Source organism: Cupriavidus sp. GW823-FHT07B10 (assembly GCF_058794355.1).
Genome location: NZ_JBXAGS010000004.1, coordinates 1 through 25,306, shown reverse-complemented (window position 1 = coordinate 25,306; position 25,306 = coordinate 1). Strand labels below are relative to the sequence as shown.

Below are 25,306 nucleotides of genomic sequence, written 5' to 3'. Positions count from 1 at the left end.
TGCAGCCCCGCTTACGCCGCCTTCTTCTGCGGCTCCGGCGGCGCGGACACCGCGCAGGCCATGTTCTCCACCAGGTCCCAGCCGAACGCCGCCGTGCCTTCCTTCTGCGCGTCGCCCTTCTGTTGCGTGAAGAACGCGGTGATGCGGGTGAAGTCGAGCGTGAACGTGTCGGAGGAATCGCCCATGCCGCCAGCGGTCTGGATGGACTCGACGATCGCGTCGCTCAGCGTGTAGGTCATCTCCGAGCGGAACGCACCGTCTTCGGTTCGTCCGATCTCGAGTTTCACATCGCCGAGCGACTTGCCGGCGGCGCACGCGGCGTACAGGCCGGGCGTGGCCTGGTCGGTCTTCTTTGACATCGTCATGCTCTGGAACTGCGCCTTGCCCGAGGTGCGCTTCGAGTTGGCCGGGTCATTGGTCACGGCCATCGCCACGCCGTGCGAGAACGAATAGATCTGGATGCGCTCGGCGGCACGGCCAGTCTGCTGCTTGTTGCAGCCCTTGATCTCGGGGATGTCGAGAATGATGGTGTCCATGGTGTCTGTGCTCTCTCAGTTCCGTTATGTCCGGGGATGCCGGGATGCGAGTCTGCCGGTCTACGCTGCCGCTGCCGGCAAGTCTGCAACCAGGCGGATCGATGCGGTCAGTTCTTCCATCTGGAAGTGCGGCTTCAGGAAACACGTGGCACGGTAGGCGCCGGGCTTGCCCGGCACCTCGGTCACGTCGACGCGCGCGGCGCTCAGCGGAAAGCGCGACTTGGCCTCCGGCGTCGCGGAGGGATTGAGCAGCACGTAGTCGGCGATCCAGTTGTTCAGGTAGCGCTCCACGTCCCCGCGCGTCTGGAAGCTGCCCACCTTGTCGCGCATGATCACCTTCAGGTAGTGCGCAAAGCGCGAAGCCGCCAGCACATACGGCAGTCGGGCAGACAACTGCGCGTTGGCGTTGGCCTGGTCCTTGTTGTAGACCTTGGGCTTGTTTGCCGTCTGGCTGCCAAAGAAGGTGGCGCTGTTCGAGCCCTTGGCGTTGACGATGGCGATGAAGCCCAGGTCGTTGAGCTCCTTCTCGCGGCGGTCGGTGATGGTGACCTCGGTCGGGCACTTGAGCGCGACGTCGCCTTCATCCGTCTTGTAGGTATGCGCAACCAGGCCGTCGACCTTGCCGCCGCCTTCAACGCCGCGGATGGCGGTCGACCAGTTGTACTTGGCATGCGCGTCGGTGATGCGCAGGCCCAGCTGGTAGGCCGAGTTGGCCCACAGGTACTTGCTGTGGTCGGTGCCGTCGACGTCTTCTTCGAAATTGAAGCTCTCGACCGGATTGGTCCTGGCGCCGTAAGGCAGGCGCGCCGCGTAGGACGGCAGCACCAGCGACACATAGCGCGAATCCTCGGTTTCGCGGAAGCCGCGCCACTGCGCCAGCTCCGCGCTCTCGAAGATCTTGGCCAGGTCGCGCGTCACGCCCAGCTCGGTGAAAGCGCGCAGGTCGAACAGGCTCGGCGCCGCGCTGGTGATGAACGGTGCATGGGCGGCGGCTGCCACCTTCGATATCCGCTCAAGCAGCGCCACGTCCTGCGGATGGCGGCCGAAGCTGTAGTCGCCGATCAGCAGCGTGTAGGGATGGCCGCCGAAGGTGCCGTACTCTTCTTCGTAGATCTTCTTGAACAGCACGCTCATGTCGTGGTCGACTGCGGTTTCAAGATCCTTCAGCAGCTCGGCCTTGGTCACGTTGAGCAGGCGCAGCTTCAGGCTGGTGCCGGTCTCGGTGCCGTAGACCATGTCGTGCAGGCCGGTCCACGCGCCTTCCAGCGCCTGGAACGCGGGGTCGTGCATGATCGCGTTGAGCTGGTCGCTCAGCAGGCGGTCGATCTCGGCCACGCGCTCGTTGATGGTTGCCACCAGGCTCTTGTCCGGGCTGGTGCGCATGCCCTCGTCAAGGATCTGCGAGGCCAGCTGGCCGATCAGCTTCCTGGCATAGCCGCTCTGCGACGGCTCCACCGCCATATTGCCTTCCTGCACGATACGGTCGAGCAGCGTCAGTTCACGCTCGGCTGCGGCCGTGGTGCTCCCCTTTGATTCGGCGCTCGCGTTGTCCGCTGCGGAGTTCTTTGCCATCTGGTTCACCCTTTGTGAATTCGTTGCGTCCTGCGGGCCTCGATGCCCGCGCCCGCCGCCGCGTCATGCCGGCGTGGCGTCTCCGGTTTCCGGCTGTGCCGCCGCGGCGCCGGAGTCGGCTTCGCTGCGCACCAGCTTGAGCTCATCGGCGTTGTTGACGATGCGCTCGAGCAGCACGTCGAGTTCGTCGTTGCCATCGAGCTTGCCGAGCAGGTCGCGCAGTTGCTGGCGTGCTTCCAGCAGCTTGGCCAGGCGCGGCACCTGCGCCACCAGGCTTTCGGGATGGAAGTCGCTGAACTTGTCGAAGCGCAGTTCGACCTTGAGATTGGTGTCGCCCTTCATGGTGTCGGGCACGGACAACTCCAGGCGCGGCGCGATCTTGCCCATGATCCCGTCGAAGTTGTCGCGGTCGATCTCGATGAAGCGCCGTTCCTTGAGCTTGGGCGGCGGCACTGCCGGTTGCCCGGACAGGTCCGCCAGCAGGCCGACCACCATGGGCAGCTCGCGCTTCTCGACCGCGTCACCGACCTCTACGTCATATGAAATCTGGACCCGAGGCGGGCGATTTCGCCCTACCCACTTCTGCAGACTATTGGACATGGAACTCTCCGGAAGGACTCGAATGTGTCCGGTCAAATCATCGGTTTCGCACGGCAGCCCGTGCTGAAGGCAAAACCAGTCCCCCGGGCCGGCGCAACCGGTCCGAAAAAGGTCGAAGCGCATCGCGCCGCAGGGCCGGCATGGCGGCTGCGGAAGACGGATGCCCTCGCTGGCAAACCCACTTTTTGTTACCCGTTCCTACCTGGCGCAGTGCGCAGGCAGCAGGCTGCACGCGCTCGACCCCGCTGGTGGCTCCGCGCCAGCCGGCTCGCGCATGGCGTGCTGCGGCACGACGAAGGCACCTTGTCTTTGCGCGCCGTTCCATCGTTGACCCTTGCTGTGTTTCTAGTTGCGGCGCGCAAATTCAAGCGGAATTTAAGGTGACGGTGAGGTCGGGCACAATCCCTGAGAATTGGTATTTTGATCAGCAGGGCTACCGCCCGAGGTTGCGCCGCGCGGTATCGCAAACCTGCCTGGCTGGCCCCCAGCCTCATTCGGGGGAGATGGCTTGCCCCAACGCGCGGCAGCAGCCTCTGCCTGATTTCAGGTATAGGAAAAACCGCCTGATTGGGCTTTACTTCTACCCAAGGCCCAGCTGCATGCCACGCAATACCGTGGCATGCGCCGCTACCAAGGGTCAAACCAGAACGAGAAAGGGGTCAGCCATGTCAATCGCATACGACAGTTGCCGTATTGCATCACTGCGGGTCCGATGGTGAAATCAGCGCCGCTGATCATCTGAACTGCACCCGACCGGGCATGCAGCTCGCATCCCTGGTCGCACCAGCCCCCATGCCTTTCTCCATGCCAACGAACGCGACGCTCTCCGATAGCCGCCGAAACGTCATGCGTGGCCAACTGCTGCTGGTCGGGCACGAGAGCCCGATGCTGACGCGCCTTTGCGGGATCCTCACCGTGCTCGACTACGCGGCCGGCGCGCTCTCGTTCGCGGGCACCATCGCGCAGGCCTGCGCGCTGGTGGATCAGGGTCCGTTCGACATGGCGCTGGTCGACACCAGCCTGCCCGATGGCGGTGGCATCGAGCTGATCCGGTGCCTGCGCGAGCGTGCTCCGGATCTGCCCATCGTCGTGATTGCATCACCGGGCACGGACACGGAAATCGTCGGCGCGCTGATCGCCGGCGCCACCGGCTACCTGCTCAAGGAGCGCGACGACATCGAGCTGACGGTGTGCCTGCGGGGCGCGCTGCGCGGTGGCACGCCGATCGATCCGTCCATTGCCAAGCGGCTACTCACGACATTGGTACCCAAGGCCGCACCCGCCGAGACCAGGCTTTCACCGACGGGAAGCGCAAAGCCGCTGCTCAGCGCACGCGAGACCGAGATCCTCGTCTTCATCAACAAGGGGTCGACCAACCGCGAGATCGCCGACGCACTGTCACTGTCGCGGCTGACCATCGAGTCGCACGTCAAGAACATCTATAAGAAGCTGGCGGTCAAGACGCGCACGCAGGCTATCTTTGAAGCGCGTGCGTACGGCGTGCTGAACTGAGGCGGGGGGCACCCCTGAGCTCTCGGCACAGAAGTGGGCGCGACGGGGAGCATTCGCCAACAATGCGAAACCAGGATTACCTGGCGACATAGGAGGGACCGGCTTTGCCGATGTTCTTCTTCAGGATCAAAGGGCAACGTGGCAAAGCAAAAGTTGCTGGCACCAATGCCGACCCCTGAAACTTGACCCTGCCCCAGTGGGGCAGAAATGTTCGGAACATTCGGCCATCGTTCAGTCACGTCGTGATTGACCCCTCGGCTACACATCCCCGCCCGCGCGGGTTTTTTTGGTTCATCGCCGATCTGCGGGGTAGGCAGAGCGCCCCAACGCGCCGCGACTTGCACCAATCACAGTCAGCTGTAACCAACTCCGGTCCTCGAACATGATCGGAGTCAATTTGATGCACACTGAGAAAGAACAGTCTGAGTAGCTCTCGCGCCACGGGGTTCCATGGCGGCGTCTTCGCGGCAATATGGCCGAGCGAGTGTGGCCATTCCTTGCCGCTCGGTACCCAAGCAGCTGTTGTCGGCGCGTAGTTGCGTGCAAGGCGTATGCTATGAACTAGGCTATTTCATCTTGAAAACGGGCTGGGTACTGTGGGCCATTCACTACCACCCATCATCTGTTATCAGGGGGACGTATGCGCATCCTGGTCATTGGAGCCTCAGGGCTTCTTGGGAAAGAAATTACGACTTTATTGTCGGAAGAGCACGACGTGGTCGGGGCCAGTCGTAGCTCGCCGGCGGTCTCAGTCGACATCTCCGACAAGCAGTCGATTCTGGCGATGTACAAACAACTGGGGATGGTTGATGCCGTGGTCTGCGTAGGAGGTACCGCGAAATTCGCCCCACTGGACAGCCTGACTGACGACGATTTTGCATTCAGCCTAGCCAATAAACTGATGGGGCAGGTCAATCTTGTACGGTATGGGGTTCCATACATCTCCCAGGGCGGGTCGGTCACGCTTACCAGTGGCACCCTCGCGCAGCATCCAATGCTCGGTGGTGCAGCAGTAAGCACCGTGAACGCCGCCATTGAGGCGTTCGGGCGGGCGGCAGCGCTCGAATTGCAAGGCAAGATTCGCGTGAATGTCATCAGCCCCGGATGGGTGTGGGAGACGCTCGAAGCGATGGGACGCGACCCCGCCAAGGGCGTTCGGGCGGCGGTGGTCGCACAGGTCTACCAGAAATGTATTCTGGAAGACATTTCCGGGCAGGTAGTGTCGGTCACCCATTGAATCGCATTGTCCACGCGCCGCTCCGCAAAGCGTGGTTGGTACGAAGTCGGCGGTCGGCCAACCGGCAACAATCGTCGTCGTGCCCGTGGCGGCCCTCTCGTCGAGTTCATGGTTGTGCCACTTGCGTTCTCGCCGAGCACGTTCCCTTCATTTGCGCGTTGGTTTTGAAGCGAAGTCACACACTGGCCCGGCTTGTAGGTCCGCTGTACACGCGTGAGGAGACAGAGGAGGGCTATGACCATGCCAAAGTTCTCGATAGCACCGCTGGAGCGACGACTCGCCGCTGGCCAGGACTCCGTTCTGCTCAGGGTCACGCTTGCAATGGCGTACCAGCAACAAGGAGAGTTGGCCGCTGCTGTCCCTCATCTGGTCAAAGCCACCGAGTTGGACCCGCACTATTCGGGTGCTTGGCGAGCCCTCGGAGTTCTCTATGTGGACCTCGGCCAAGATGCGAAGGCGCGTGTAGCCTTTCAGAAGGGAATTGAAGCCGCGAAGGCCCACGGCGACAAACAAGCCGAGAAGGAAATGATTGTGCGTCTTCGACGTTTGGACCGGCAATCGGGCGATGCTGGCGGTCAGTCAGGGGAGGCCAAGACGTAGTCGTGCATGGGAACAGTCTGCCGGCCGGCGCGGCATTGAGCGAGAGGCGCTGCCGGGCGATTTTCGTCCATCTTTTCTCTGCGCCTTTTCCAACGGTGCGTCCGAAGTGGCTACTCGGCGAGCATGGGCGAGCGCTGGAGCTGGGCGGCTAGCTTTAAACTTGGCCATGCGGATACCAGAGCGCATCGCATCGCTGACCCTGCTGGGGCCGACGCATGATATTGCGGACGCTTTTGTCCGACTTGGCAAGCGAGTGTCGGCGCTAACGGCCGAGCCGGATTCCCTCCATCGCGCACTGGCCAACCTCACGAAGCGAAAAGAGGACTTCGCGTGCTTCTGGGAACTCGTGCAGCAAATCCTCGCCGTGCCAAGATTTGCCGATGTCTACCGGAGCTGCCATGCCGAGAGGCAAACCGGTTAGTTTCGGATTGGCCCTTGCTGGGTGCGGCCTGGCGGGAGGTGGGGAGACAACGGGAATGTAGGCGCTGCTGCAGAGCGGCAGCGCGAGGCGACAAAGGACTGCCGCTTCACGCTGCTAGGGATGGCTGAACCATACATTTCGGTAGGACTTTATTCCCCGAGGTCACAACGACCGGCCCATCTCCTATACTCCGCATGCCACCTTTCATCCGGAGCCAAACCATGGATTACACCCCGGGCATCAGCCACCTCGCCGCCCTGCTCGCCGATCCCGGCCGCGCGGCCATGCTGTGGGCGCTGATGGACGGCAGCGCCCGGCCCGCCGGCGAGCTGGCGCTGATCGCCGGGCTGTCGGCCTCCTCCACCAGCGGCCACCTGGCCCGCTTGACCGAAGGCGGGCTGCTGGTGGCGGAGACGCGCGGGCGCAACCGCTACTACCGCCTGGCCGCGCCGGAGATCGGCGTGGCGATCGAGGCGCTGGCGTCGGCGTCGCTGGCCAGCCAGCCGCCGCGGCTGCGCGACGTGCCGGTATCGCGCACCGCGCCACCGGCGCTGCGCCAGGCGCGCACCTGCTATGACCACCTGGCGGGCGAGCTGGCCGTGGGCCTGTTCGAGCGGATGACGCATTCAGGCTGGCTGATGCTGGACGGACAGCGCGTAGACCTGAGCGGCGACGGCGCGCAGGCGCTGGCGGGGCTGGGTGTCGACGTGGAGGCGGCGCGGCGCAAGCGGCGCCAGTTTGCCTGCACCTGCCCGGACTGGAGCGAGCGCAAGCCGCACCTGGGCGGCGCGCTTGGCGCGGCGCTGTTGGGCAGCCTGCTGTCGCGCGGCTGGGTCGAGCCTACGCGCACCTCGCGCGCGTTGCGCGTGACACCGGCGGGCCAACGCGAGATCATTCGCATCGCGGCCTAGGAGACCGCAGCAAGCAACAGGAGAAAACAAGATGGCCACACCCCTGGACGACGACACGCAGGACGCGATTGCGCGTTTCTTCGCCCTGATCAACCTTGGCGACAGCGCGCAGACCTCGGCGCAGCTGTCGATGTTTGAAGATGCCCTGCTCGATGCCGAGGACGATGACACCGATGGCCAGGAACTGCTGTGGGTGATCCGTGAGGTCATCGACTGGCAGTCCGGGTTCTTTGTCGACTGGAAGGATGCCCAGTCCTTTATCGGCTGCCTGAACCAGTTGTGCGAACGGATCGACCTGGAAATCGACTGGGGCAGCGACGATCCCGAAGAAGAAGCCTTCCTGGAGACCACCAGCGTGCCGGAACTGATGGAGCTGGCGCACAACCAATTGCGCGTGGCCGGCTATACGCTGTGGAACTGGGATACCGGCGGCGACGCCTACGGCGGCTGGATCACGCGCAGCGAGGACGACGAGGAGATGCTGGATCTTGCCGAAGTGCTGCACTTTGACGTGCGGCCGGCCGAGCAGCCTTATTGACCGATGCCCGCAAGCGGAGGCCGCGGCAGCTAAGCGTTCTCCCTCCGCTTGCCGTACGGGCGCCGCGCCTCCGGCACCCCCAGCGTCTGCTCCAGCATGTCCAGCAGCACCCGCACGCTGGCCGGCATCAGCTTGCGCGCCGGCATCAGCACGTAGACCTTCAGCGGCGATGAGGCATAGCCCGGCAGCACCCGCACCAGTTGCCCCTGACCGACCGCATCCTGCACGAAGCGCGGCGACAGCCGCGTCACGCCCAGCCCGTCGAGCGCCGCCTTGAGCCGCAGCTCGGCGTTATGGGTGCAGATGCGCGGCTCGACATCCAGGCGTGCAATCTCCACGCCGTCGCGCAGGAACTCCCAGTGGCGGTCGTCGGCATTGCCCAGCGTGGGCCACCCCTGCAGGTCCTGCGGCGTGCGCGGCAGCCCGCGCGTCTTGATCAGTGCCGGCGCGGCATAGAAGGCGCGCTCAACCAGCACCACGCGCTTGCTGGCGAACGAGGTGTCGTGCAGCGCGGTGTCGGTCATCACGAACGCGAGGTCGTAGCCGTGGCGGATCAGGTCGGGCTGGTCCCAGCTGACATCGACCTGCACGCGCAGGCCGGGGTGGGCGCGCAGCACGCGCGTCAGGCTTTCGGACAGATGCTGGGAGCCGACTTCATAGGGGGTGGAGATGCGCAGCAGGCCGCTGACTTCGGCGCTGTCCGAGGTGGCCTCGGCACTGATTTCATGGAGTTCGGCGAACAGCGGCGCCACGCGCTCATACAGGCGCTGGCCGCGTTCGGTCACGCGCACGCGGCGCGTGGTGCGCTCGAACAGGCGGATGCCTAGCTGGCCTTCCAGCCGTGCCACCGCGGCGCTGGCGGAAGATTTGGGTACCTCTGCCAGCTCGGCCCCCTGGGTGAAGCCGCCGCCTTCCACCACGCGGCAAAAAATCTCCCAGTCCTTCCATTCGATTGTCTTCATGCGGCGCCTCGTCATTGCGGTGCGCCGCGATTGTCCCACAGCGCGAACCATGGCGCTGTGGGCGGCGGCCCTTAATCGAACAGGATCACCGAGCGCGCCAGCTCGCCGCGGCGCAGTTGGTCGAAGGCATCGTTGATGCGCTCCAGCGGCAGGCGCTGCGCGATCAGTTCGTCCAGGTGCAGGCGGCCGGCCATATAGAAGTCCACCATGCGCGGCATGTCCACCGGGAAGCGGTTGGAGCCCATCAGCGAGCCCTGGATGCGCTTCTCGCCCAGGAAATCGCTGCCCTTCAGTTCAATCTTGACGCCCGGCGCGATCATGCCGATGACCGTGGCGGTGCCGCCCCGGCGCAGCATGGCAAAGGCCTGCTCGGTGGTCTGCTTCAGGCCGATGGCCTCGAAGGCATGGTGCACGCCGCCGCCGGTGAGGGTGCGCACGGCATCCAGCACATCGGCATTGCCGGCGTCGATCACGTCGGTCGCGCCGAACCTGCGCGCCAGCTCCAGCTTGGCCGGCACGCGGTCGATGGCGATGATGCGCCCGGCACCGGCGATGGCGGCGCTGTTGACCGTGGCCAGCCCGATGCCGCCGCAGCCGATCACGGCAACGGTCTCGCCCGGCTGCACCTTCGCGGTATGGATCACCGCGCCCATGCCGGTGGTGACCGCGCAGCCGATCAGCGCGGCGCGGTCCAGCGGCATGTCGCGCCGTATTGCCACCAGCGCGTGCTCATGGATCAGCATCTGCTCGGCGAACGCCGACAGGTTCAGGAACTGGTTCATGGGCCCGCCCTGGCGGGCCATCAGGCGCGGCTCTTCGCCTTCGCGGCGGCGGGTATCGGGCTCAATGCACAGCGACAGGCGGCCGGTCAGGCAGTGTTCGCAATGGCCGCAGTAGGCCGACAGGCAGGTGATCACGTGGTCACCGGGCTTGACCGTGCGCACTTCGGCGCCGACCTGCTCGACCACACCCGCGGCCTCGTGGCCCAGGATTGCCGGCATCGGGTACGGGTAGGCACCGTCCAGGAAATGCAGGTCCGAGTGGCACACGCCCACGGCGGCGGTGCGCACCAGCACCTCGCGCGGGCCGGGCTTGCCGATGGCAACGTCTTCGATAATCAGCGGGGTCTTGGGTTGATACAGGACAGCGGCCTTCATGAAGCTCCTTTGCGGCAGGCAACGAAGCGGAAAACCATACGCCCAAACCCGGGTTCAGGAAAGGCGCGGTGCAGCACCGCAGCCAGGCTTATAGCTCTTCCTTGATCGGGAGCACGCGCAGCACGCCGATGCCCAGATGCTGCAGCGGACCCATGCCGGGTTCGCTGTCATAGACCATGAGCTGCCCCTTCTCGCGCGTGGTCCAGGTCAGACGCCGGTTGCCGCCGTCGCCATCGGTCTGCATGCCGACGCGATAGGCCATGTCGAGCAGCCCGTGCTCGGTGGACTTGATCATGCGCTCGGCCAGCGCCGGGCTGTCCAGCACGACGCCCATCTCGGTATTGAGCTTGGCCGAGCGCGGGTCCATGTTGAGCGAGCCGATGAATACCAGGTGCCGGTCGACGATGTAGTTCTTGGCATGCAGGCTGGCGCGGCTGGACGACAGCCATGAGCGCGAGCGCGAACCGCGCGCGGCCTTGCCGCTGCTTGCCAGTTCGGCGTAGGCGCTGGGCTTGAGCTCGTACAGCTCGACGCCCGCGGCCACCAGCGCCAGCCGGTGCGGGGCGTAGCCGGCATGCACCGGGCTGACATCGGTGGCGGCAAACGAGTTGGTCAGGATGCGCACGCGGATGCCGCGCTTTGCCAGGGCGATCAGCCAGGCCTCGCCATCGTCGTCCGGCACGAAGTACGGCGAGATCAGCAGCACTTCCTTCTGCGCGCCGTTGATCATTTTCTCGAGCCGGGCGGTGGCGTGCCCGGGGTCGTCGTCGGTCTGGTGCGTAATCTTGGCGGCCTTGTCGGAGACCACGACAGCCTTGCCGCTGTAGGCAGGCATGCGGCCGCTCTCGATGCCCTTGGCCAGGCCGGACTCCAGCAATTCCTTCACGTAGGGGCTGGCGACGGCCTGGTCGCCGCGTGCTTCCAGGCCCTTGCGCAGGCTGCGCATCTCAACCGGCGCTTCCTTGCCTGCGGGGATCAGCGCCACCACCGGGTATGAGGACTGGTCGTTCCAGTATTCGTCGAACACCGCCGATACCTGCGGCACCGCCGGTCCGGCAATCAGCACATCGAGGTCGCTGAAGTCCATGTCGGCGCGCGCGGAGAAGTAGGCATCGCCGACATTGCGCCCGCCCAGCAGGGTCATCTGGTTGTCCACCGTCATCGACTTGTTGTGCATGCGCCGGTCCAGCCGCTTGAAGCCGGCCAGCATTTCCAGCCAGCGCACGCTGCGGTTGGCAAACGGATTGAACAGTCGCACCTCGATATTGGGATGCGAATCGATGGCCGACAGGATCTTGTCCATGCCACCGGTATGCAGGTCGTCGAGCAGCATGCGCACGCGCACGCCGCGGTCGGCCGCGTCGATGATGTCGCCCAGCACGGCGGCGCCGGTGCCGGTGGTCTCGAAGATATAGGTCTGCAGGTCCAGGCTGCGTTGCGCCGCACGCGCCATCGCCAGCCGCGCAGCGAGCGCGTCGGGCCCGGACTGCAGCGGATAGAACAGCGACTCGCCTGGGTGCTGCGCCAGGCGCGGCGCCAGCACCTTGCCCAGCGGGGTGTCGGCGGTACTGACCGGGGCGCTCGAGGGGGTGCGCTGCGCCGAGGCTGGCAGGCTGGCGCACCCTGCCAGCAACCCGGCCGCCAGCGCCGACCCGAGCATCGCCGCCGTCAGCCGGCGCAGGCCCCGGCTGGCGCCCGCGTGCCTCGCGGCACGGCTTAGCCGGGTATCGAACGGAACATGACAGAGCGTCTGGAACATCCGTGAGGTCTCCCTGCGGCGGCATGGGATGGGGCTGGCCCCGCGCGCCGGCCGGCATGCAGCGCCTGCTACCTCACACGATATACCGCGCGCCCCTGCCGTGGCAGCGGTGCCATTCCTGTTCCGCGTCGGGTGTTTGTCCTACATCGCATGCACAGGCAATGCGGTCACGCGGCCAATGCGGCACACCGGGCGGCGCGCGGCTCGCGCAGCGGCTTTCCCTGCACAACGATTTCTCTTATGATGCCGCCCAATATACCGGCCGGTAGAACCGGGAGGAGGCACTGGCGGCGGGCCGCCGCGACCCGTGCGGCTGGCGCTTCGGCGCAGCTTGCCGCCTCTCGGCGATGCCGGCATAGTTGCGCGCCTTCGCGACCTTTTGTCCTGGCGCGCGCCCAGACCGGATCCTGATGTCAAGCCAACCTTCCCAGCCCACCTCTTCCGGCGCCCCCGCGCCGACGCTGCGCCGCACCCTGCGGGCACGCCATCTCACCATGATCGCCATCGGCGGCTCGATCGGCACGGGGCTGTTCGTGGCCTCGGGTGCCACCATCGCACAGGCCGGCCCCGGCGGCGCGCTGGCCGCCTATATCCTGATCGGGGCGATGGTCTATTTCCTGATGACCAGCCTGGGCGAGCTGGCGGCCTATATGCCGGTGTCGGGCTCGTTCGCCACCTATGGCGCGCGCTATGTCGATGAAGGCTTCGGCTTCGCGCTCGGCTGGAACTACTGGTACAACTGGGCGGTGACCATCGCGGTGGAACTGGCCGCGGCCCAGCTGGTGATGCAGTACTGGTTCCCCGACACGCCGGGCGTGCTGTGGAGCGCGCTGTTCCTGGGCCTGATGTTCCTGCTCAACGCGATCTCGGTGCGCGGCTTCGGCGAGGCCGAGTACTGGTGCGCGCTGGTCAAGGTGGTGACGGTGATCGCCTTTATCGGCATCGGCACGCTGATGATCTTCGGCATCCTGCGCGGCGACGTGTCGGCCTCCCACGGACTGGCCAACCTGACCACCGGCGACGCGCCCTTCGTCGGCGGCCTGCCGGCGCTGATCGGCGTGGCCATGATCGCCGGCTTCTCGTTCCAGGGCACCGAGCTGATCGGCGTCGCCGCCGGCGAATCGGCCGATCCGGCCAAGAACATCCCGCGCGCGGTGCGCCAGGTGTTCTGGCGCATCCTGCTGTTCTATGTGCTGGCGATCCTGATCATCGGCATCCTGATCCCCTACACCGACCCGAACCTGCTCAAGAACGACGTGCAGACCGTGGGCGTCAGCCCGTTCACGCTGGTGTTCCGCCATGCGGGCCTGGCCTTTGCGGCAGGCGTGATGAACGCGGTGATCCTGACCGCGGTGCTGTCGGCCGGCAATTCTGGCATGTATGCCTCCACCCGCATGCTGTACAACCTGGCCACCGAAGGCCGCGCGCCGTGCATCTTTGCGCAGCTCACGCGCAACGGCGTGCCGCTGATGGCGCTGCTGGCCACTACCGCGGTGGGCGCGCTGTGCTTTCTCACCTCGTTGTTCGAAAGCAGGTCGGTCTACCTGTGGCTGCTGAACCTGTCCGGCATGACCGGATTTATCGCGTGGCTGGGCATTGCGGTCAGCCATTACCGCTTCCGCAAGGGCTTTGTCGCGCAAGGGCTGGACCTGGACCGGCTGCCTTACCGCTCGCCGTTCTTCCCCTACGGGCCGATCTTCGCCTTTGCGCTGTGCCTGATCGTGACGCTTGGGCAGAACTACCAGGCTTTCACCAGCGGCAAGATCGACTGGGTCAGCGTGGCCGCCACCTATATCGGCATCCCGATCTTCCTCCTGATCTGGCTGGGCTATCGCATTGCGCGCAAGACGCGCTTCGTGTCCTATGCCGAGATGCAATTCCCCGCCCTGCCGGCCAGACGCGATGCCGCGCCGGCGCGCGCCGCCGTGCCGGCAATCGGTGAATAAGCGCCATTCCCGCGCGCTTCACAACCAGCAGTACACAAGAGCAAGAAAGCACAAGCACAACAACAACAAGGAGCATCGCTTGAAGAGAGCAATCCGCATGAGCATGCTGGCGCTTGGCGCCGGCATGGCACTGAGCCTGTCCGCGCACGCCGCGCCGACGCTGGTGGAATCGGTGCAGGGCTACACCCTGAAGCAGGACAAGATCACCAGCTTCACCGGCCTGGTGTTCGACCAGGGCAAGGTGCTGGCCACCGGCGACGCCGCCGCACTGCGCGCGCAGTACCCCGATGCCAAACGCATCGACGGCCAGGGCAAGACCCTGCTGCCGGGCCTGATCGACGCCCACGGCCACGTGTTCCGCCTGGGCTTCAAGACCACCGAGATCTCGCTGTCCGGCACCAGGACGCTGGCCGAGGCGCAAGGCATGATCCGCGCCTATGGCGACAAGAACCCGCAGCGCAAGTGGCTGCTGGGCTATGGCTGGAATCAGGTGAACTGGAAGCTGGGCCGCTTCCCGACCGCGGCCGAGCTGGACGCGGCGGTGTCGGACCGCCCGGTGCGGCTGGTGCGCGTGGACGGCCACGCCGCGTGGCTCAACACCAAGGCGCTGCAGGCCGCCGGCATCACGCGCGACACCAAGGACCCGGCCGGCGGACGCATCGAGCGCGATGCCAACGGCAACCCCACCGGCGTGCTGGTCGACAAGGCCATGGCGCTGGTCAACAGCGTGATCCCGCCGTACAGCGACGATGACCGCCGCACCGCGCTGGCCGCCTCGCTGGCGCACATGAACGCGCTCGGCCTGACCGCAGCGGGCGACGCCGGCGTGACCGTTGCCGAGGACAAGATTTACCGCGAGTTCGCCGACCAGGGCAAGCTGACCACGCGCATCTACGGCATGATCCGCGACACCGGCGACGACTTCAAGGCGCTGTCGGCCAAGGGGCCGCTGGTGGGCTATGGCAACGACCGCTACTACCTGCGCGCGGTCAAGCTGTATGGCGACGGCGCACTGGGCAGCCGCGGCGCCGCGCTGATGGCACCGTACTCGGACGACCACGTGCACAGCGGCCTGCTCTTCATGAGCGATGCCGCCATGCAGACCGCGATCAAGACCGCGATCAAGGCCGGCTACCAGGTCAACATCCACGCCATCGGCGATGCCACCAACCACCAGGTGCTGGATGCCATGGAAACGGCCTACAAGGACGTGGGCGGGCGCCAGTTGCGTAACCGCGTCGAGCACGCGCAGGTGATCGCGCTGTCGGACATCCCGCGCTTCAAGACGCTGGACCTGATCGCCTCGATGCAGCCCACGCACGCCACCAGCGACATGAACATGGCCGAAGACCGTGTCGGCAAGGATCGCATCAAGGGCGCCTATGCCTGGCAGACGCTGCTCAAGCAAGGCACCGTGATCGCGGGCGGCTCGGACTTCCCGGTGGAATCGGCCAACCCGTTCTACGGCCTGCACGCCGCGGTCACCCGCACTGACCATGAAGGCCGCCCGATCCTCGGCTGGCATCCGGAAGAGGCCATGACCCTGCCGCAGGCATTCCGCGCCTTCACCCTGGACGCGGCCTATGCCGAGCACCAGGAGAAGACGCTGGGCTCGCTCGAGGCCGGCAAGTGGGCCGACTTCATCCTGGTCGACCAGGACCTGTTCAAGGCCAAGCCGGCAGACATCTGGAAGACCCAGGTGCTGGAGACCTGGGTGGCGGGTGAGCGGGTGTACGCGAAGGACGGCAAGCGTTAAGCCGCCATCCACGGCATGCCGCCATTCGCGGCGGCTTGCTGTCCTTGAAAAAAAGCGCGCGGCACTGATCGTGCCGCGCGCTTTTCATTTGCTGGCGGTCTGGGACTGCGCGTTACATGGCCAGCTCGCTATGCGACCCAAGCCGGACAAGTTGCAGTGTCCAAGGGTCTGGCTTCCGATAGATCAGCAAAAGGTCTGGCCGAACATGCCAATCCCGGAAGTCCTTCCACTGGCCGCCAAGCGCATGGTCGCGAAATTTGTCCGGCAGTGACATGTCACTCGCCAAGGCAGTCAGGATTGCAAACCAGTCACCAGCCGGGCTTTGCAGCAGCGCCTTGAACGGCCCTTTGAGTTCGCGCTTGTAATCGCGCTTGAATTGGGTCGTCCGTTCAATCGTCCTCATCGTTGAGATCCGCCATCAGGTCGCTCACCGACCCGAACTTGCGGAGGCCACCGGCCCGCGCCTCTTTTAGCGACGCAATGGTTGCTGGATTGGGAGTCATCAGTTCCACAGGCAATGCCTTTTCACGTGCCACGCGCGTCAAAAGCATGCGCACGGCGTCTGAAACCGTCAGTCCCATCGCTTCCAGAACGATCGCGGCCTCTTCCTTGATTTCAACGTCGATACGGGCTCGGACAAAGGTCGAAGCGGACATGACAGGCTCCTGCGAACAATAGCGAAGTGGAGAACGGATAAGTGGACATCTCGACCAGTTTGAGATTTGTCCACGCCAATTGTATTCACATTGTAGCTCATATGAGCTACGTCGCCCAGTTTGATGCCGCCCCGTTGTTTTCAACCACAAGGCTCATGTGGCGTCTTGACGCCCCATCCCAACGCTAGCATCATTCGGTCTTTTCATAAATGCGAATTATTCGCATTTATACCTACATTTACATACAGGCTTGCCTGTCTCCTGCCCCTGCGGGTCCCCTCATGAATCGTCAAGTCATTCGCGCCGCGCGCCTGCGCGCACCCATGCCCCGCCATCTCGCCGTGCTGGCACAACTGGCTGTCGTGGTCGGCTTTCCGGCAACCGCCGCGCTGGCACAGCAAGCCGCGGCGCCGGCGGATGCGCAGTCGCTGCCCGCGGTGACCGTCAGCGCCTCGGCGGTCGACGATTCCGGCCTGCAGCTTGAGAAAAAGGCCAGCACCGGCGCGCTGGGCTCGCGCACGCAGCTCGACACCCCGTACTCCACCACCATCGTCACCGGCGAAGACCTTGCTGAGCGCCAGGTGGCCAAGCTGGGCGATGTGTTTGCGATGGATGCGTCGGTCAGCGACAACGGCAACGGCTACAACAGCTGGTCCAGCTACCTGAGCGTGCGCGGCCTGCAGATCGACTGGCAGAACGGCTTCAAGATCAACGGGCTGCCGTTCGTGGCCTACGGCATCACGCTGCCCTACGAGCACATGGAGCAAGTGGAACTGCTCAAGGGGCTGCCGGGCTTCATGTACGGCTTCGCCACCCCGGGCGGCATCGTCAACTACGTCACCAAGAAGCCGACCGACACCTTCTCCGCCTCGTTCGAACTGGGCTACCGCGCCGCCAATGTCTGGAGCGAGCACGTCGACCTGGGCGGGCGCGCCGGCCCGAACAATATGTTCGGCTACCGCCTGAACGTGACGCACGAGGAAGGCACGCCCTACAACGCGCGCAATATCAACCGCGACAGCGTCTCGCTGGGCCTGGATGCGCGCCTGACCAGGGACCTGACCTGGACCTTCGACTCGATCTACCAGGACCGTCGCGCCGCTGGCCAGATGCCGTCGTTCAGTCTGTGGAGCTACGGCGACACGGCCCTGCCGGCCGCGGTGTCCGGCCGCATCCGCAACTTCGCCGGTGCCGACCAGCACCTGAACACCAACCTGCAGCTGTACAGCACCGGCCTGCGCTACCAGATCAATCCGGACTGGGCGGTGAGCACCAACTACAGCTTCACCAAGGTCAACCGCAGCCGCAACGAAAGCACCTACAACCTGCTGAACCAGGCCGGCGACTACAGCGACCAGCGCTACGACACCGCGCAGAACCAGCAGGTGGGCCAATGGCAGGCGATGCTGGAAGGCAAGTTCCGCACCGGGCCGTTCGGGCACCAGCTGGTGGCGGGCCTGTCGTGGCAGAAGCAGATCGACCGCTATGACAACAACGGCTTCGGCGCCGTCATCGGCGCCGGCAATATCTTCGAGCCCAACACCAACACGTACTTCAGCTCGACCGCCTTCAACAAGGTGCGCAACAGCGACATCACGCAGAAGTCGGTGTTCGCCAGCGACACCGTCCAGCTGAGCGAGCGCTGGTCGGTGCTGGCCGGCCTGCGCGTGACCAACTTCGAGCAGAACGGCTACGTGCCGGTGAGCTCCAGCTACAGCAAGAACGGCGTGGTCACGCCCACGCTGGCGCTGATGTTCAAGCCCGTGCCCACGGCCACGGTCTACGCCAGCTACGTGGAAGCGCTGGAGCCCGGCTCGATCGTGCCGGATGGCTACACCAACGCTCGCCAGCTGCTCAGCCCGATCCGCAGCAAGCAGTATGAGATCGGCGTCAAGGCCGACCAGGCCGCCTGGAGCGCCACCGCCGCCGCCTTCCGCATCGAGCGCGGCGCCGAGTACGACAGCATCAACGGCGGCGTGCCGACGCGCCAGCAGGACGGCACCTCGATCTACCAGGGGCTGGAGCTGGCCGGCGTGTACCGGCTGGGCCCGCAGTGGGAATTCGGCGCGAGCGCGATGTACCTGGACTCGTACTACGACAAGGGCCTGGCGAACAACGGCAAGCGCGTCGCCGGTGCGCCTGACCTGGTGCTGGCCGGACGCATCAGCTACCGCGTGCCGTTCGTGCCCGGCCTGCGCCTTGGCGTCGATGGCAAGTACACCGGCAATACCAAGCTGAACGCGGGCAATACGCTGGAGGCCGGCGGCTACACGGTGTTCAATCTCGGCGCGAGCTACAACACCCGCGTCGCCGGCAAGGACCTGACGCTGCGCGCCGCGCTGAATAACGTGACCAACAAGCGCTACTGGGGCTTCCAGTACGAGAACTACATCCAGCCCGCGGATCCGCGCAGCGTGAGCCTGACGGCGAAGATTGCGTATTGAGATTGGCCGGACTGCAAGGCCGCCCGCAGAAGCCCCGCTTCTGCGGACGCCTGCCTTCAGTCGACCTTGACGTCCAGGTCTTTCACGACGCCAGCCCATTTGGCCAGCTCGGCGTTGACGAAGCGGCTGAGCTCGGCCGGGGTGCTGCTTGCCGGCGTCGCCCCCTCCCCGTTGAAGCGCTGAATAAGCTTCGGCGATGCCAGTGACCTGGCGACGGCCCGGTTCAGCGCATCGATCACCGGCTGTGGCGTATTTTTCGGTGCCAGCAATGCATTCCAGGTATTGATCTCGAAGCTGCCGAAGCCCGGCACTTCACGCATGGCGGGAACATCCGGCAGCTGCGGCGACCGCTCCCTGGTGGTCACGGCGATGGCGCGCAGCCTGCCGGCCTTCACCTGCGGCAGGGCGCCAGGCAGCGTGGCGAAGCTCAGTTGCGTCTCGCCGGCGATCACCGAAGTATTGGCAAGCGCTCCGCCCCGATACGGCACATGCACCAGCTTGGCATTGGCGCTCTGGGCAAACATCGCACCGGCCAGGTGGACCGGCGAACCGTTGCCGCTGGATGCGTAGTTCAGCTCTCCCGACTTCTTCCGGGCCAGCGTCACCAGGTCAGGCACGTTCCTGGCGGGCAGGTTCGGGGTCGTGATCAGCACGAGCGGGATCGAGGCGACCATGCTGACGGGCGCAAAGCCGCTGACCGGCTCGTAGCCCAGCGTTTTCTTGTACAAGGCTGGGTTGATGCCGTGGCTCGACACGGTTGCCATGAACAGCGTATAGCCATCCGGCGCCGACTGCTGCACATAGGCGGCGGCCGAGTTGCCGGCCGCGCCGGGCTTGTTCTCGATGATCACCGACTGCTTCAGCTCGCTGGCCAGTTGTTCGGCCAGCGCCCGCGCCAGGATGTCGGTGGTGCCCCCGGCCGCATAGCCCACCACGATACGGATGGGCTGTTGCGGATATTGGGCCGCCGCGTGCCCTGCCAGGCCCAGGCCGGCCACGGCCATCGCGAGGACAAGCCTCTGCTTCGTGTTCATGCCATATCTCCTCTCTTTTGTATGTGTCCCCACGTCATGCGTGGCGGTATTGCCGATATTCCCGGATCGCCGGGATGTAACGCTTATTGGCCCTTGAAGACGGGGCTGCGCTTTTCGGCGAAGGCGCGCTTGCCCTCGCGGTAATCGTCGCTGGCGAAGCACTGCATGACGAGCTGCTGCATGCCCGCGATATCGACCTGCGGGCCCAGCTGCTGCAATTGACGAATCATGCGTTTGCCGGCGCGCAGCGTGAGGGGCGCATTGGCGGCAATCTGGTCCAGGCGTGTCTGCAGCGTCGTGTCGAGGTCGGCCGCATCGGTCACGTGGTGGACCAGGCCAAGGGCCTTGGCGTCCGCCGCCGCATAGCGGTTGGCGGTCAGGAAGATTTCGAGCGCATTGGCGGCGCCGACCGTGCTGACCAGATTCCGGATTGCGGTGAGCCGGTAGCCCAGGCCGAGCTTGCCGGCCGGAATGGCAAAGGTGCTGTCGGACGACGCGATCCGGATGTCACAGCACAGCGCGATATTCAGGCCGCCGCCGATGCAATAGCCCTTGATCCTGGCGAGGGTCGGCTTGGCGTGGTCGTAGAGAGCCAGCTGGGCGGCCTCTGCCACTTGCTCATAGGCCGCGACGGCCTCTTCGCCGGAGCGCAGGTTGTCGAACTGCGCGATGTTCGCCCCGCTCACGAAGGCGCGCTCTCCGGCGCCAGTCAGCACTACCGAGCGCACTTCGTCGTCCTGCTCGAACGCTGCGAGCGCCTGGGGCAGTGCCGCCCACATGTCGAACGAGACGGCGTTGTGGCGGCCAGGGTCGTTGAAGGTAATCCAGCCGGTGCGGCCGCGTTTTTCCACCAGCAGGGTATCGGTAATCTCGCCTTGCAGTATGCGTGTCGTGGTCATGTTGTCTTTCCAGGCGCTCGGGCCTTATGTCTTTCAATACCGTTGGTCAAGTGGTAGCGCATGGCGGCGCGCGCCTGGTCGGCGTTCCCCGCGGCAATGGCGTCGAAGATCGCGTGGTGCTCCTGCTCGACTTCCGCGATGCGCGTGGTCCCGGTCGAGGTGGAGCGCAGCGTGCGCACGGAGTCGTGGAGCACATGGCTCAGATGGGCCATCAAGCGGATGAAGTACGGGTTGTTGGTCGCATTGCCCACAGCGAGGTGAAAATCGAGTGCGGTGTCCGCGCCCTTTTCCCAGTCTGCGCCCGCTTCATCGACCTTCGCCAGCGCCAGTCGCAGCGCCTCCAGCTGCGCGGGCGTGCGGAACCGCGCCGCCAGCGCGGCCGCGCCCGATTCGATCTCGACGCGCAGCTGGAAGACATGCTCGAGCGCATCCTCATGCAGCAGCTCGTCGGTGACGATCTCGAAGTTGCGCTGCCCGATGCCCTGCGCCACGAACGTGCCGGTGCCGCGCCGGGTTTCAACGTAGCCGGCCAGCTTCAGGCGCGCGATGGCCTCGCGCACGACATTGCGGCTCACGTCGAACGCGGTGGCCAGCTCGTTCTCCGTGGGCAGCTGCTGCCCGTGGGCCAGGGTGCCGTCCAGGATGCGCTGGCGGATCTGGTGCGCGATCTCGTCGGGCAGGTTGTCCGGCCGGCGCAGGCTCGTGAATCCGCGAATCTCCATGCCAAGTTGGGCCTTCATCAGAATCTCCGTCATGTCCGTGGCCCCGGAAGCGGGGCAATCATGGCGGATATGGTAGCGCCCAATCAGATGACCCCCTGCGCTGCAAGCGCTTCGATCCGCGCGGAATCCAGGCCGAGCAGCGAGCGGTACACGTCGTGGTTGTGCTCACCGCTCTCCGGTGCCGGCGCCAGTTCGCCCAGCGAGGTCCGGCTCAGGATCACCGGCTGGCCGACGACGGAGATCGTGCCCAGCCTGGGGTGCTCGATGGGCTGGCTCATGCGCAGATGTTCGACCTGCGGATCGGCGAAGGCCTCGTTCATGCTGAGGATGGGGCCGCACGGCACCCCTTCGCGATTCATGCGGGCGATCCATTCCTCGGTGGTGCGGGTGCGCGTGCGCCCGGCGATCGCGGCGTTCAGCGCCGGCCGATTGCGGGCACGCAACGGCACCGTCAGGAAGCGCTCGTCCGCGATGAGTTCAGGCACCTCAAGCACCTTGCACAGCCGCTCGAAGATGTCGTTGCCCATGGCGGCAATATTCATGTAGCCATCCTGCGTCGGGAACACGCCGGTCGGGCTGCTGGTGGGATGATCGTTGCCGCTCTGGCCCGGCACCTCGCCATTCATCAGCCAGCGCATGGCCTGGAAGTCCATCATCCACAGCTGCGATTGCAGCAGGGAGGTCTGCACCCACTGGCCCTGGCCGGACACTTCGCGTTCCAGCAGCGCCACCATCAGGCCGATCGCGCAGAACAGACCGGCGGTCAGGTCCGCAACGGGAATCCCCGCGCGCATCGGTCCGCGCCCGGGTTCGCCCGTGACCGACATCATGCCGGAGATCCCTTGCGCGATCTGGTCCAGACCCGGGCGCTCGTGGTACGGACCATCCTGCCCGAACCCCGATACGCTGCCATAGACGATGCGCGGATTGACCTTGCGCAGCGACTCATAGTCGATGCCCAGCTTGAACTTCACGTTGGGCCGGTAGTTCTCCACCACCACATCGGCCTTGCGCACCAGCTCCAGGAACAGCGCGCGCCCCTCCGGATGCTTGAGGTTGAGCGTAATGCTCTGCTTGTTGCGATGGGTGTTCTGGTAGTCGGCAAACTGCGCCGAACCGCCCGGCTTGTCATCGGGCGCCTGGCCCGGCTCTTCGATCTTGATGACGGTCGCCCCCCAGTCGGCGAACTGGCGCACGGCGGCCGGACCGGAGCGCACGCGCGTGAGGTCGAGTACGGTGAATCGGGAAAGCGGACCATGCCCCACAGTTGTCTCCAATTTTGTCTCTTTGCCAGGCCATCTACAGATGGGATGTTGGACATCCTATATTCAGGATTCGCACGAATCAAGCCGGGGGTAAACCCCTGAGGACATTCCGGATTGGGCGAGAAGACTTCAGGGAAAGCGAATGTTGACAATCACGAATCCGTGATCTACAACATCGTCTACACACTCAATCAATTTTGTAGACAATTTTGTAGTCAATAAAAAACAGCTTTCCACCGGCGCACACCAAAGAGCCCAACGGCCGCATGTCGCCTATCGTCAAGACACACATCTGCCAGGAGACTCAGATGATGCAAACGACCGCAACCCCCGCCGACGCACCGCAGGTGCAGGCCGGGCATGCCGCACACGGCAACGCCCTGATCAAGCCGGGGTATGACGAACGCCTGACCAATGAGGACCTGGCGCCGCTGCGCAAGCAGACCTGGGGCACCTACAACATCTTTGCCTTCTGGATGTCGGACGTGCACAGCGTGGGCGGCTATATCACCGCCGGCAGCCTGTTCGCGCTGGGGCTGACCAGCTGGCAGGTGCTGGTGTCGCTGCTGGTCGGCATCCTGATCGTGCAGTACTTCTGCAACCTGGTGGCCAAGCCCAGCCAGGTGACCGGCACGCCTTATCCGGTGATCTGCCGGGCCTCGTTCGGCGTGCTCGGCGCCAATATCCCGGCGGTGATCCGCGGGCTCATCGCAGTGGCGTGGTACGGCATCCAGACCTACCTGGCTTCCAGCGCCTTCCTGGTGCTGGCGCTGCACTTCTTCCCCGCGCTGGCGCCCTATGCCGACGTGAAGCTGCACGGCTTTGCCGGACTCTCCACGCTGGGCTGGGCCGCATTCATGGTGCTGTGGGTGTTGCAGGCGCTGGTGTTCTGGACCGGCATGGAGACCATCCGCAAGTTCATCGACTGGGCCGGCCCGGCGGTGTACGTGGTTATGATCGCGCTGGCGATCTGGCTGGTGAACAAGGCCGGCTGGGAGAACGTCAATTTCACGCTGAGCTTCGTCAAGTACACCGGCTGGGAAGCGGTGCCGGTGATGCTGAGCGCGATCGCGCTGGTGGTGTCGTATTTCTCCGGCCCGATGCTGAACTTCGGCGACTTCTCGCGCTATGCCAAGGACTTCAAGTCGGTCAAGCGCGGCAACTTCTGGGGCCTGCCGGTCAACTTCCTGGGCTTCTCGCTGCTGACCGTGATCACGACCTCGGCCACGCTGCCGGTGTTCGGCAAGCTGATCACCGACCCGGTGGAGACCGTCAGCCATATCGACAGCACCTTCGCCATGCTGCTGGGCGCTTTCACCTTCATGACCGCGACCATCGGCATCAATATCGTCGCCAACTTCGTTTCGCCGGCATTCGACTTCTCCAACGTCTCGCCCAAGCACATCAGCTGGCGCACCGGCGGCATGATCGCGGCCGTGGCTTCGATCTTCATCACGCCGTGGAACCTGTACAACAATCCGGCGGTGATCCACTACACGCTGGACGTGCTGGGCGCCTTCATCGGCCCGCTGTTCGGCATCCTGATTGCGGACTACTACCTGGTGCGGCGCCAGCATGTCGACGTCGACGACCTGTACACGCTGAACCCGCGCGGCCGCTACTGGTACCGCAACGGCTTCAACCCGGCGGCGGTGGCCACCATGATCCCGGCGGCCATCATCCCGATCCTGTGCGTGGTGGTGCCGGCCTGGCAGTCCGCGGCCAACTACAGCTGGTTTATCGGCATGGGCATTGCGCTGGTGCTGTACCGGCAACTGGCGCCGCGCATGATGCCCGGCCACTTCGGCAGCCGTGCCGCCAGCCAGGCCTGAGCCCCGGAACCATTCTTTCGACTGCACGATTTCGACCGCACTTAGCAGAGCCGCCTCTATGAAGCTGAAGATCATCAACCCCAATACCACCCAGAGCATGACCGACAAGATCGGGCAGTGCGCCGTCGCCGTGGCGGCACCGGGAACGCGCATCAGCGCGGTCAGCCCGCGCATGGGACCGGCTTCCATCGAAAGCCACTATGACGAAGCCCTGTCCGTGCCCGGCATCCTCGACGAGATCCTGGCCGGCGAGCAGGAGGGCGTGGACGGCTACGTGATCGCCTGCTTCGGCGACCCCGGCCTGTACGCCGCGCGCGAGGTGGCACGCGGGCCGGTGATCGGCATCGCCGAGGCCGCCATGCATATGGCCAGCGTGGTCGGCAGCAGCTTCAGCGTGGTGACCACGCTGGCACGCACCTGCAATATCGCCTGGCACCTGGCCGAGCGCTACGGCATGAAGCGCTTCTGCAACAACGTGCGCGCCTGCGACCTGCCCGTGCTGGAACTGGAGCGCCCGGGCTCGGACGCGCGCCGCATCATCACCGAGGCCTGCCGCCAGGCGCTGGTTGAAGACCGCAGCGAATGCATCGTGCTGGGGTGCGCCGGCATGACCGACCTGTGCGACGAGATCGCCGACGCCATCGGCGCACCGGTGATCGACGGCGTGGTGTGCGCGGTCAAGATGGCCGAGGCGCTGGTCTCGGTGCGCCTGGGCACCAGCAAGCGCGGCGACTGGGCGCGGCCGCTGCCCAAGGCGTATGCGGGCATGCTGGCCCCTTATGCGTTGAACTGAACCGTATGACTTCCCGATCCAATTCCGACTCCACCACCATGCTCCAGTCCCGCTATCCACGCGATCTCATCGGATATGGCGCCCGGCCGCCGCACGCCCGCTGGCCGGGCGGTGCGCGCGTTGCGCTGCAGTTCGTCCTCAACTACGAAGAAGG

General features: G+C 65.1%; 22 protein-coding genes and 1 pseudogene. 11 read left to right on the top strand and 12 right to left on the bottom strand.

The window, feature by feature from the left end; translation table 11 throughout:
- Window positions 1-11: 11 nt before the first annotated feature.
- The 3 genes from AC1Q6V_RS10290 to tssB all read right to left on the bottom strand — a co-directional run bounded on the left by AC1Q6V_RS10290 (window position 12) and on the right by tssB (window position 2,708).
- Window positions 12-536: an Hcp family type VI secretion system effector gene (locus AC1Q6V_RS10290; protein ID WP_492344476.1), complete on the bottom strand. Its 525-nt coding sequence runs from the start codon at window positions 534-536 to the stop codon at window positions 12-14.
- A gap of 60 nt (window positions 537-596) precedes the next feature.
- Window positions 597-2,108 carry a type VI secretion system contractile sheath large subunit gene (tssC, locus tag AC1Q6V_RS10285; RefSeq protein WP_010810735.1) on the bottom strand — a complete coding sequence of 504 codons (1,512 nt, stop codon included), beginning with the start codon at window positions 2,106-2,108 and terminating at the stop codon, window positions 597-599.
- A gap of 63 nt (window positions 2,109-2,171) precedes the next feature.
- Window positions 2,172-2,708: a type VI secretion system contractile sheath small subunit gene (tssB, locus tag AC1Q6V_RS10280; protein WP_011617867.1), complete on the bottom strand. Its 537-nt coding sequence runs from the start codon at window positions 2,706-2,708 to the stop codon at window positions 2,172-2,174.
- An 846-nt stretch (window positions 2,709-3,554) separates the two neighbouring features.
- Here tssB and AC1Q6V_RS10275 point away from each other — a divergent pair.
- From AC1Q6V_RS10275 to AC1Q6V_RS10255, 5 genes are all read left to right on the top strand, one after another.
- Window positions 3,555-4,220, top strand: a complete 666-nt coding sequence (locus AC1Q6V_RS10275; protein WP_439669437.1) for a LuxR C-terminal-related transcriptional regulator — start codon at window positions 3,555-3,557, stop codon at window positions 4,218-4,220.
- Window positions 4,221-4,860: 640 nt separating this feature from the next.
- The gene (locus tag AC1Q6V_RS10270) at window positions 4,861-5,457 is read left to right on the top strand and encodes a short chain dehydrogenase (RefSeq protein ID WP_010810738.1); all 597 of its coding nucleotides are present in this window, start codon (window positions 4,861-4,863) and stop codon (window positions 5,455-5,457) included.
- Between the two features lie 240 nt (window positions 5,458-5,697).
- Complete coding sequence (locus tag AC1Q6V_RS10265; protein ID WP_052181657.1) at window positions 5,698-6,057, top strand: tetratricopeptide repeat protein; 360 nt, start codon at window positions 5,698-5,700, stop codon at window positions 6,055-6,057.
- A 642-nt stretch (window positions 6,058-6,699) separates the two neighbouring features.
- Window positions 6,700-7,389 (top strand): ArsR/SmtB family transcription factor, encoded by a 690-nt coding sequence (locus AC1Q6V_RS10260; protein ID WP_010810741.1) that lies wholly within the window; start codon window positions 6,700-6,702, stop codon window positions 7,387-7,389.
- 31 nt (window positions 7,390-7,420) lie between these two features.
- Window positions 7,421-7,927, top strand: coding sequence for a DUF6630 family protein (locus AC1Q6V_RS10255; protein ID WP_010810742.1), 507 nt, complete (start codon window positions 7,421-7,423; stop codon window positions 7,925-7,927).
- A gap of 29 nt (window positions 7,928-7,956) precedes the next feature.
- On the opposite strand, the gene AC1Q6V_RS10250 is transcribed toward AC1Q6V_RS10255, so the two are convergent.
- The 3 genes from AC1Q6V_RS10250 to AC1Q6V_RS10240 form a co-directional block, all read right to left on the bottom strand.
- Window positions 7,957-8,889, bottom strand: coding sequence for a LysR family transcriptional regulator (locus AC1Q6V_RS10250; RefSeq protein WP_439672203.1), 933 nt, complete (start codon window positions 8,887-8,889; stop codon window positions 7,957-7,959).
- Between the two features lie 71 nt (window positions 8,890-8,960).
- Window positions 8,961-10,046, bottom strand: coding sequence for a Zn-dependent alcohol dehydrogenase (locus tag AC1Q6V_RS10245; protein WP_010810744.1), 1,086 nt, complete (start codon window positions 10,044-10,046; stop codon window positions 8,961-8,963).
- A gap of 88 nt (window positions 10,047-10,134) precedes the next feature.
- Window positions 10,135-11,805 (bottom strand): phospholipase D family protein, encoded by a 1,671-nt coding sequence (locus AC1Q6V_RS10240; RefSeq protein ID WP_454750136.1) that lies wholly within the window; start codon window positions 11,803-11,805, stop codon window positions 10,135-10,137.
- A 410-nt stretch (window positions 11,806-12,215) separates the two neighbouring features.
- Between AC1Q6V_RS10240 and AC1Q6V_RS10235 the strand changes: the two genes are divergently transcribed.
- Together AC1Q6V_RS10235 and AC1Q6V_RS10230 are read left to right on the top strand one after the other, a co-directional pair.
- Window positions 12,216-13,751, top strand: coding sequence for an amino acid permease (locus AC1Q6V_RS10235; protein ID WP_454750137.1), 1,536 nt, complete (start codon window positions 12,216-12,218; stop codon window positions 13,749-13,751).
- 79 nt (window positions 13,752-13,830) lie between these two features.
- Window positions 13,831-15,507 (top strand): amidohydrolase, encoded by a 1,677-nt coding sequence (locus tag AC1Q6V_RS10230; protein WP_454750138.1) that lies wholly within the window; start codon window positions 13,831-13,833, stop codon window positions 15,505-15,507.
- Between the two features lie 112 nt (window positions 15,508-15,619).
- Here the strand turns inward: AC1Q6V_RS10230 and AC1Q6V_RS10225 are convergent, their stop codons facing one another.
- Together AC1Q6V_RS10225 and AC1Q6V_RS10220 are read right to left on the bottom strand one after the other, a co-directional pair.
- Window positions 15,620-15,910, bottom strand: coding sequence for a type II toxin-antitoxin system YafQ family toxin (locus AC1Q6V_RS10225; protein ID WP_454750139.1), 291 nt, complete (start codon window positions 15,908-15,910; stop codon window positions 15,620-15,622).
- Window positions 15,897-16,163: a type II toxin-antitoxin system RelB/DinJ family antitoxin gene (locus tag AC1Q6V_RS10220; protein WP_010810750.1), complete on the bottom strand. Its 267-nt coding sequence runs from the start codon at window positions 16,161-16,163 to the stop codon at window positions 15,897-15,899. Before AC1Q6V_RS10220 ends, AC1Q6V_RS10225 begins: the two co-directional genes overlap by 14 nt.
- Before the next feature lie 281 nt (window positions 16,164-16,444).
- Between AC1Q6V_RS10220 and AC1Q6V_RS10215 the strand changes: the two genes are divergently transcribed.
- Complete coding sequence (locus AC1Q6V_RS10215; RefSeq protein WP_454750140.1) at window positions 16,445-18,607, top strand: TonB-dependent siderophore receptor; 2,163 nt, start codon at window positions 16,445-16,447, stop codon at window positions 18,605-18,607.
- Between the two features lie 56 nt (window positions 18,608-18,663).
- Here AC1Q6V_RS10215 and AC1Q6V_RS10210 read toward each other — a convergent pair whose 3' ends face one another.
- From AC1Q6V_RS10210 to AC1Q6V_RS10195, 4 genes are all read right to left on the bottom strand, one after another.
- Window positions 18,664-19,641 carry a Bug family tripartite tricarboxylate transporter substrate binding protein gene (locus tag AC1Q6V_RS10210; protein ID WP_010810752.1) on the bottom strand — a complete coding sequence of 326 codons (978 nt, stop codon included), beginning with the start codon at window positions 19,639-19,641 and terminating at the stop codon, window positions 18,664-18,666.
- An 83-nt stretch (window positions 19,642-19,724) separates the two neighbouring features.
- On the bottom strand, window positions 19,725-20,540 hold the full coding sequence (locus AC1Q6V_RS10205) for an enoyl-CoA hydratase (RefSeq protein WP_010810753.1): 816 nt from the start codon (window positions 20,538-20,540) through the stop codon (window positions 19,725-19,727).
- Window positions 20,537-21,280, bottom strand: a complete 744-nt coding sequence (locus tag AC1Q6V_RS10200) for a FadR/GntR family transcriptional regulator (protein ID WP_010810754.1) — start codon at window positions 21,278-21,280, stop codon at window positions 20,537-20,539. Before AC1Q6V_RS10200 ends, AC1Q6V_RS10205 begins: the two co-directional genes overlap by 4 nt.
- 65 nt (window positions 21,281-21,345) lie before the next feature.
- The gene (locus tag AC1Q6V_RS10195; protein WP_454750142.1) at window positions 21,346-22,527 is read right to left on the bottom strand and encodes a CaiB/BaiF CoA transferase family protein; all 1,182 of its coding nucleotides are present in this window, start codon (window positions 22,525-22,527) and stop codon (window positions 21,346-21,348) included.
- A 308-nt stretch (window positions 22,528-22,835) separates the two neighbouring features.
- Here AC1Q6V_RS10195 and AC1Q6V_RS10190 point away from each other — a divergent pair, with 308 nt between their 5' ends.
- From AC1Q6V_RS10190 to AC1Q6V_RS10180, 3 genes and pseudogenes are all read left to right on the top strand, one after another.
- Entirely contained in the window at window positions 22,836-24,359 is a 1,524-nt protein-coding gene (locus AC1Q6V_RS10190; protein WP_041688251.1) for an NCS1 family nucleobase:cation symporter-1, read from the top strand.
- A gap of 58 nt (window positions 24,360-24,417) precedes the next feature.
- Window positions 24,418-25,152 carry an aspartate/glutamate racemase family protein gene (locus AC1Q6V_RS10185; protein ID WP_010810757.1) on the top strand — a complete coding sequence of 245 codons (735 nt, stop codon included), beginning with the start codon at window positions 24,418-24,420 and terminating at the stop codon, window positions 25,150-25,152.
- A gap of 38 nt (window positions 25,153-25,190) precedes the next feature.
- A pseudogene (locus AC1Q6V_RS10180) lies at window positions 25,191-25,306 on the top strand (allantoinase); the annotation flags it as partial.

Excerpts from the sequence above, each read along its gene's own strand:
- AC1Q6V_RS10290 (WP_492344476.1), bottom strand. The coding sequence starts at position 536 with ATGGACACCATCATTCTCGACATCCCCGAGATCAAGGGCTGCAACAAG.
- tssC (WP_010810735.1), bottom strand. The coding sequence starts at position 2,108 with ATGGCAAAGAACTCCGCAGCGGACAACGCGAGCGCCGAATCAAAGGGG.
- tssB (WP_011617867.1), bottom strand. The coding sequence starts at position 2,708 with ATGTCCAATAGTCTGCAGAAGTGGGTAGGGCGAAATCGCCCGCCTCGG.
- AC1Q6V_RS10275 (WP_439669437.1), top strand. The coding sequence starts at position 3,555 with ATGCGTGGCCAACTGCTGCTGGTCGGGCACGAGAGCCCGATGCTGACG.
- AC1Q6V_RS10270 (WP_010810738.1), top strand. The coding sequence starts at position 4,861 with ATGCGCATCCTGGTCATTGGAGCCTCAGGGCTTCTTGGGAAAGAAATT.
- AC1Q6V_RS10265 (WP_052181657.1), top strand. The coding sequence starts at position 5,698 with ATGCCAAAGTTCTCGATAGCACCGCTGGAGCGACGACTCGCCGCTGGC.
- AC1Q6V_RS10260 (WP_010810741.1), top strand. The coding sequence starts at position 6,700 with ATGGATTACACCCCGGGCATCAGCCACCTCGCCGCCCTGCTCGCCGAT.
- AC1Q6V_RS10255 (WP_010810742.1), top strand. The coding sequence starts at position 7,421 with ATGGCCACACCCCTGGACGACGACACGCAGGACGCGATTGCGCGTTTC.
- AC1Q6V_RS10250 (WP_439672203.1), bottom strand. The coding sequence starts at position 8,889 with ATGAAGACAATCGAATGGAAGGACTGGGAGATTTTTTGCCGCGTGGTG.
- AC1Q6V_RS10245 (WP_010810744.1), bottom strand. The coding sequence starts at position 10,046 with ATGAAGGCCGCTGTCCTGTATCAACCCAAGACCCCGCTGATTATCGAA.
- AC1Q6V_RS10240 (WP_454750136.1), bottom strand. The coding sequence starts at position 11,805 with ATGTTCCAGACGCTCTGTCATGTTCCGTTCGATACCCGGCTAAGCCGT.
- AC1Q6V_RS10235 (WP_454750137.1), top strand. The coding sequence starts at position 12,216 with ATGTCAAGCCAACCTTCCCAGCCCACCTCTTCCGGCGCCCCCGCGCCG.
- AC1Q6V_RS10225 (WP_454750139.1), bottom strand. The coding sequence starts at position 15,910 with ATGAGGACGATTGAACGGACGACCCAATTCAAGCGCGATTACAAGCGC.
- AC1Q6V_RS10220 (WP_010810750.1), bottom strand. The coding sequence starts at position 16,163 with ATGTCCGCTTCGACCTTTGTCCGAGCCCGTATCGACGTTGAAATCAAG.
- AC1Q6V_RS10215 (WP_454750140.1), top strand. The coding sequence starts at position 16,445 with ATGAATCGTCAAGTCATTCGCGCCGCGCGCCTGCGCGCACCCATGCCC.
- AC1Q6V_RS10210 (WP_010810752.1), bottom strand. The coding sequence starts at position 19,641 with ATGAACACGAAGCAGAGGCTTGTCCTCGCGATGGCCGTGGCCGGCCTG.
- AC1Q6V_RS10205 (WP_010810753.1), bottom strand. The coding sequence starts at position 20,540 with ATGACCACGACACGCATACTGCAAGGCGAGATTACCGATACCCTGCTG.
- AC1Q6V_RS10200 (WP_010810754.1), bottom strand. The coding sequence starts at position 21,280 with ATGAAGGCCCAACTTGGCATGGAGATTCGCGGATTCACGAGCCTGCGC.
- AC1Q6V_RS10190 (WP_041688251.1), top strand. The coding sequence starts at position 22,836 with ATGATGCAAACGACCGCAACCCCCGCCGACGCACCGCAGGTGCAGGCC.
- AC1Q6V_RS10185 (WP_010810757.1), top strand. The coding sequence starts at position 24,418 with ATGAAGCTGAAGATCATCAACCCCAATACCACCCAGAGCATGACCGAC.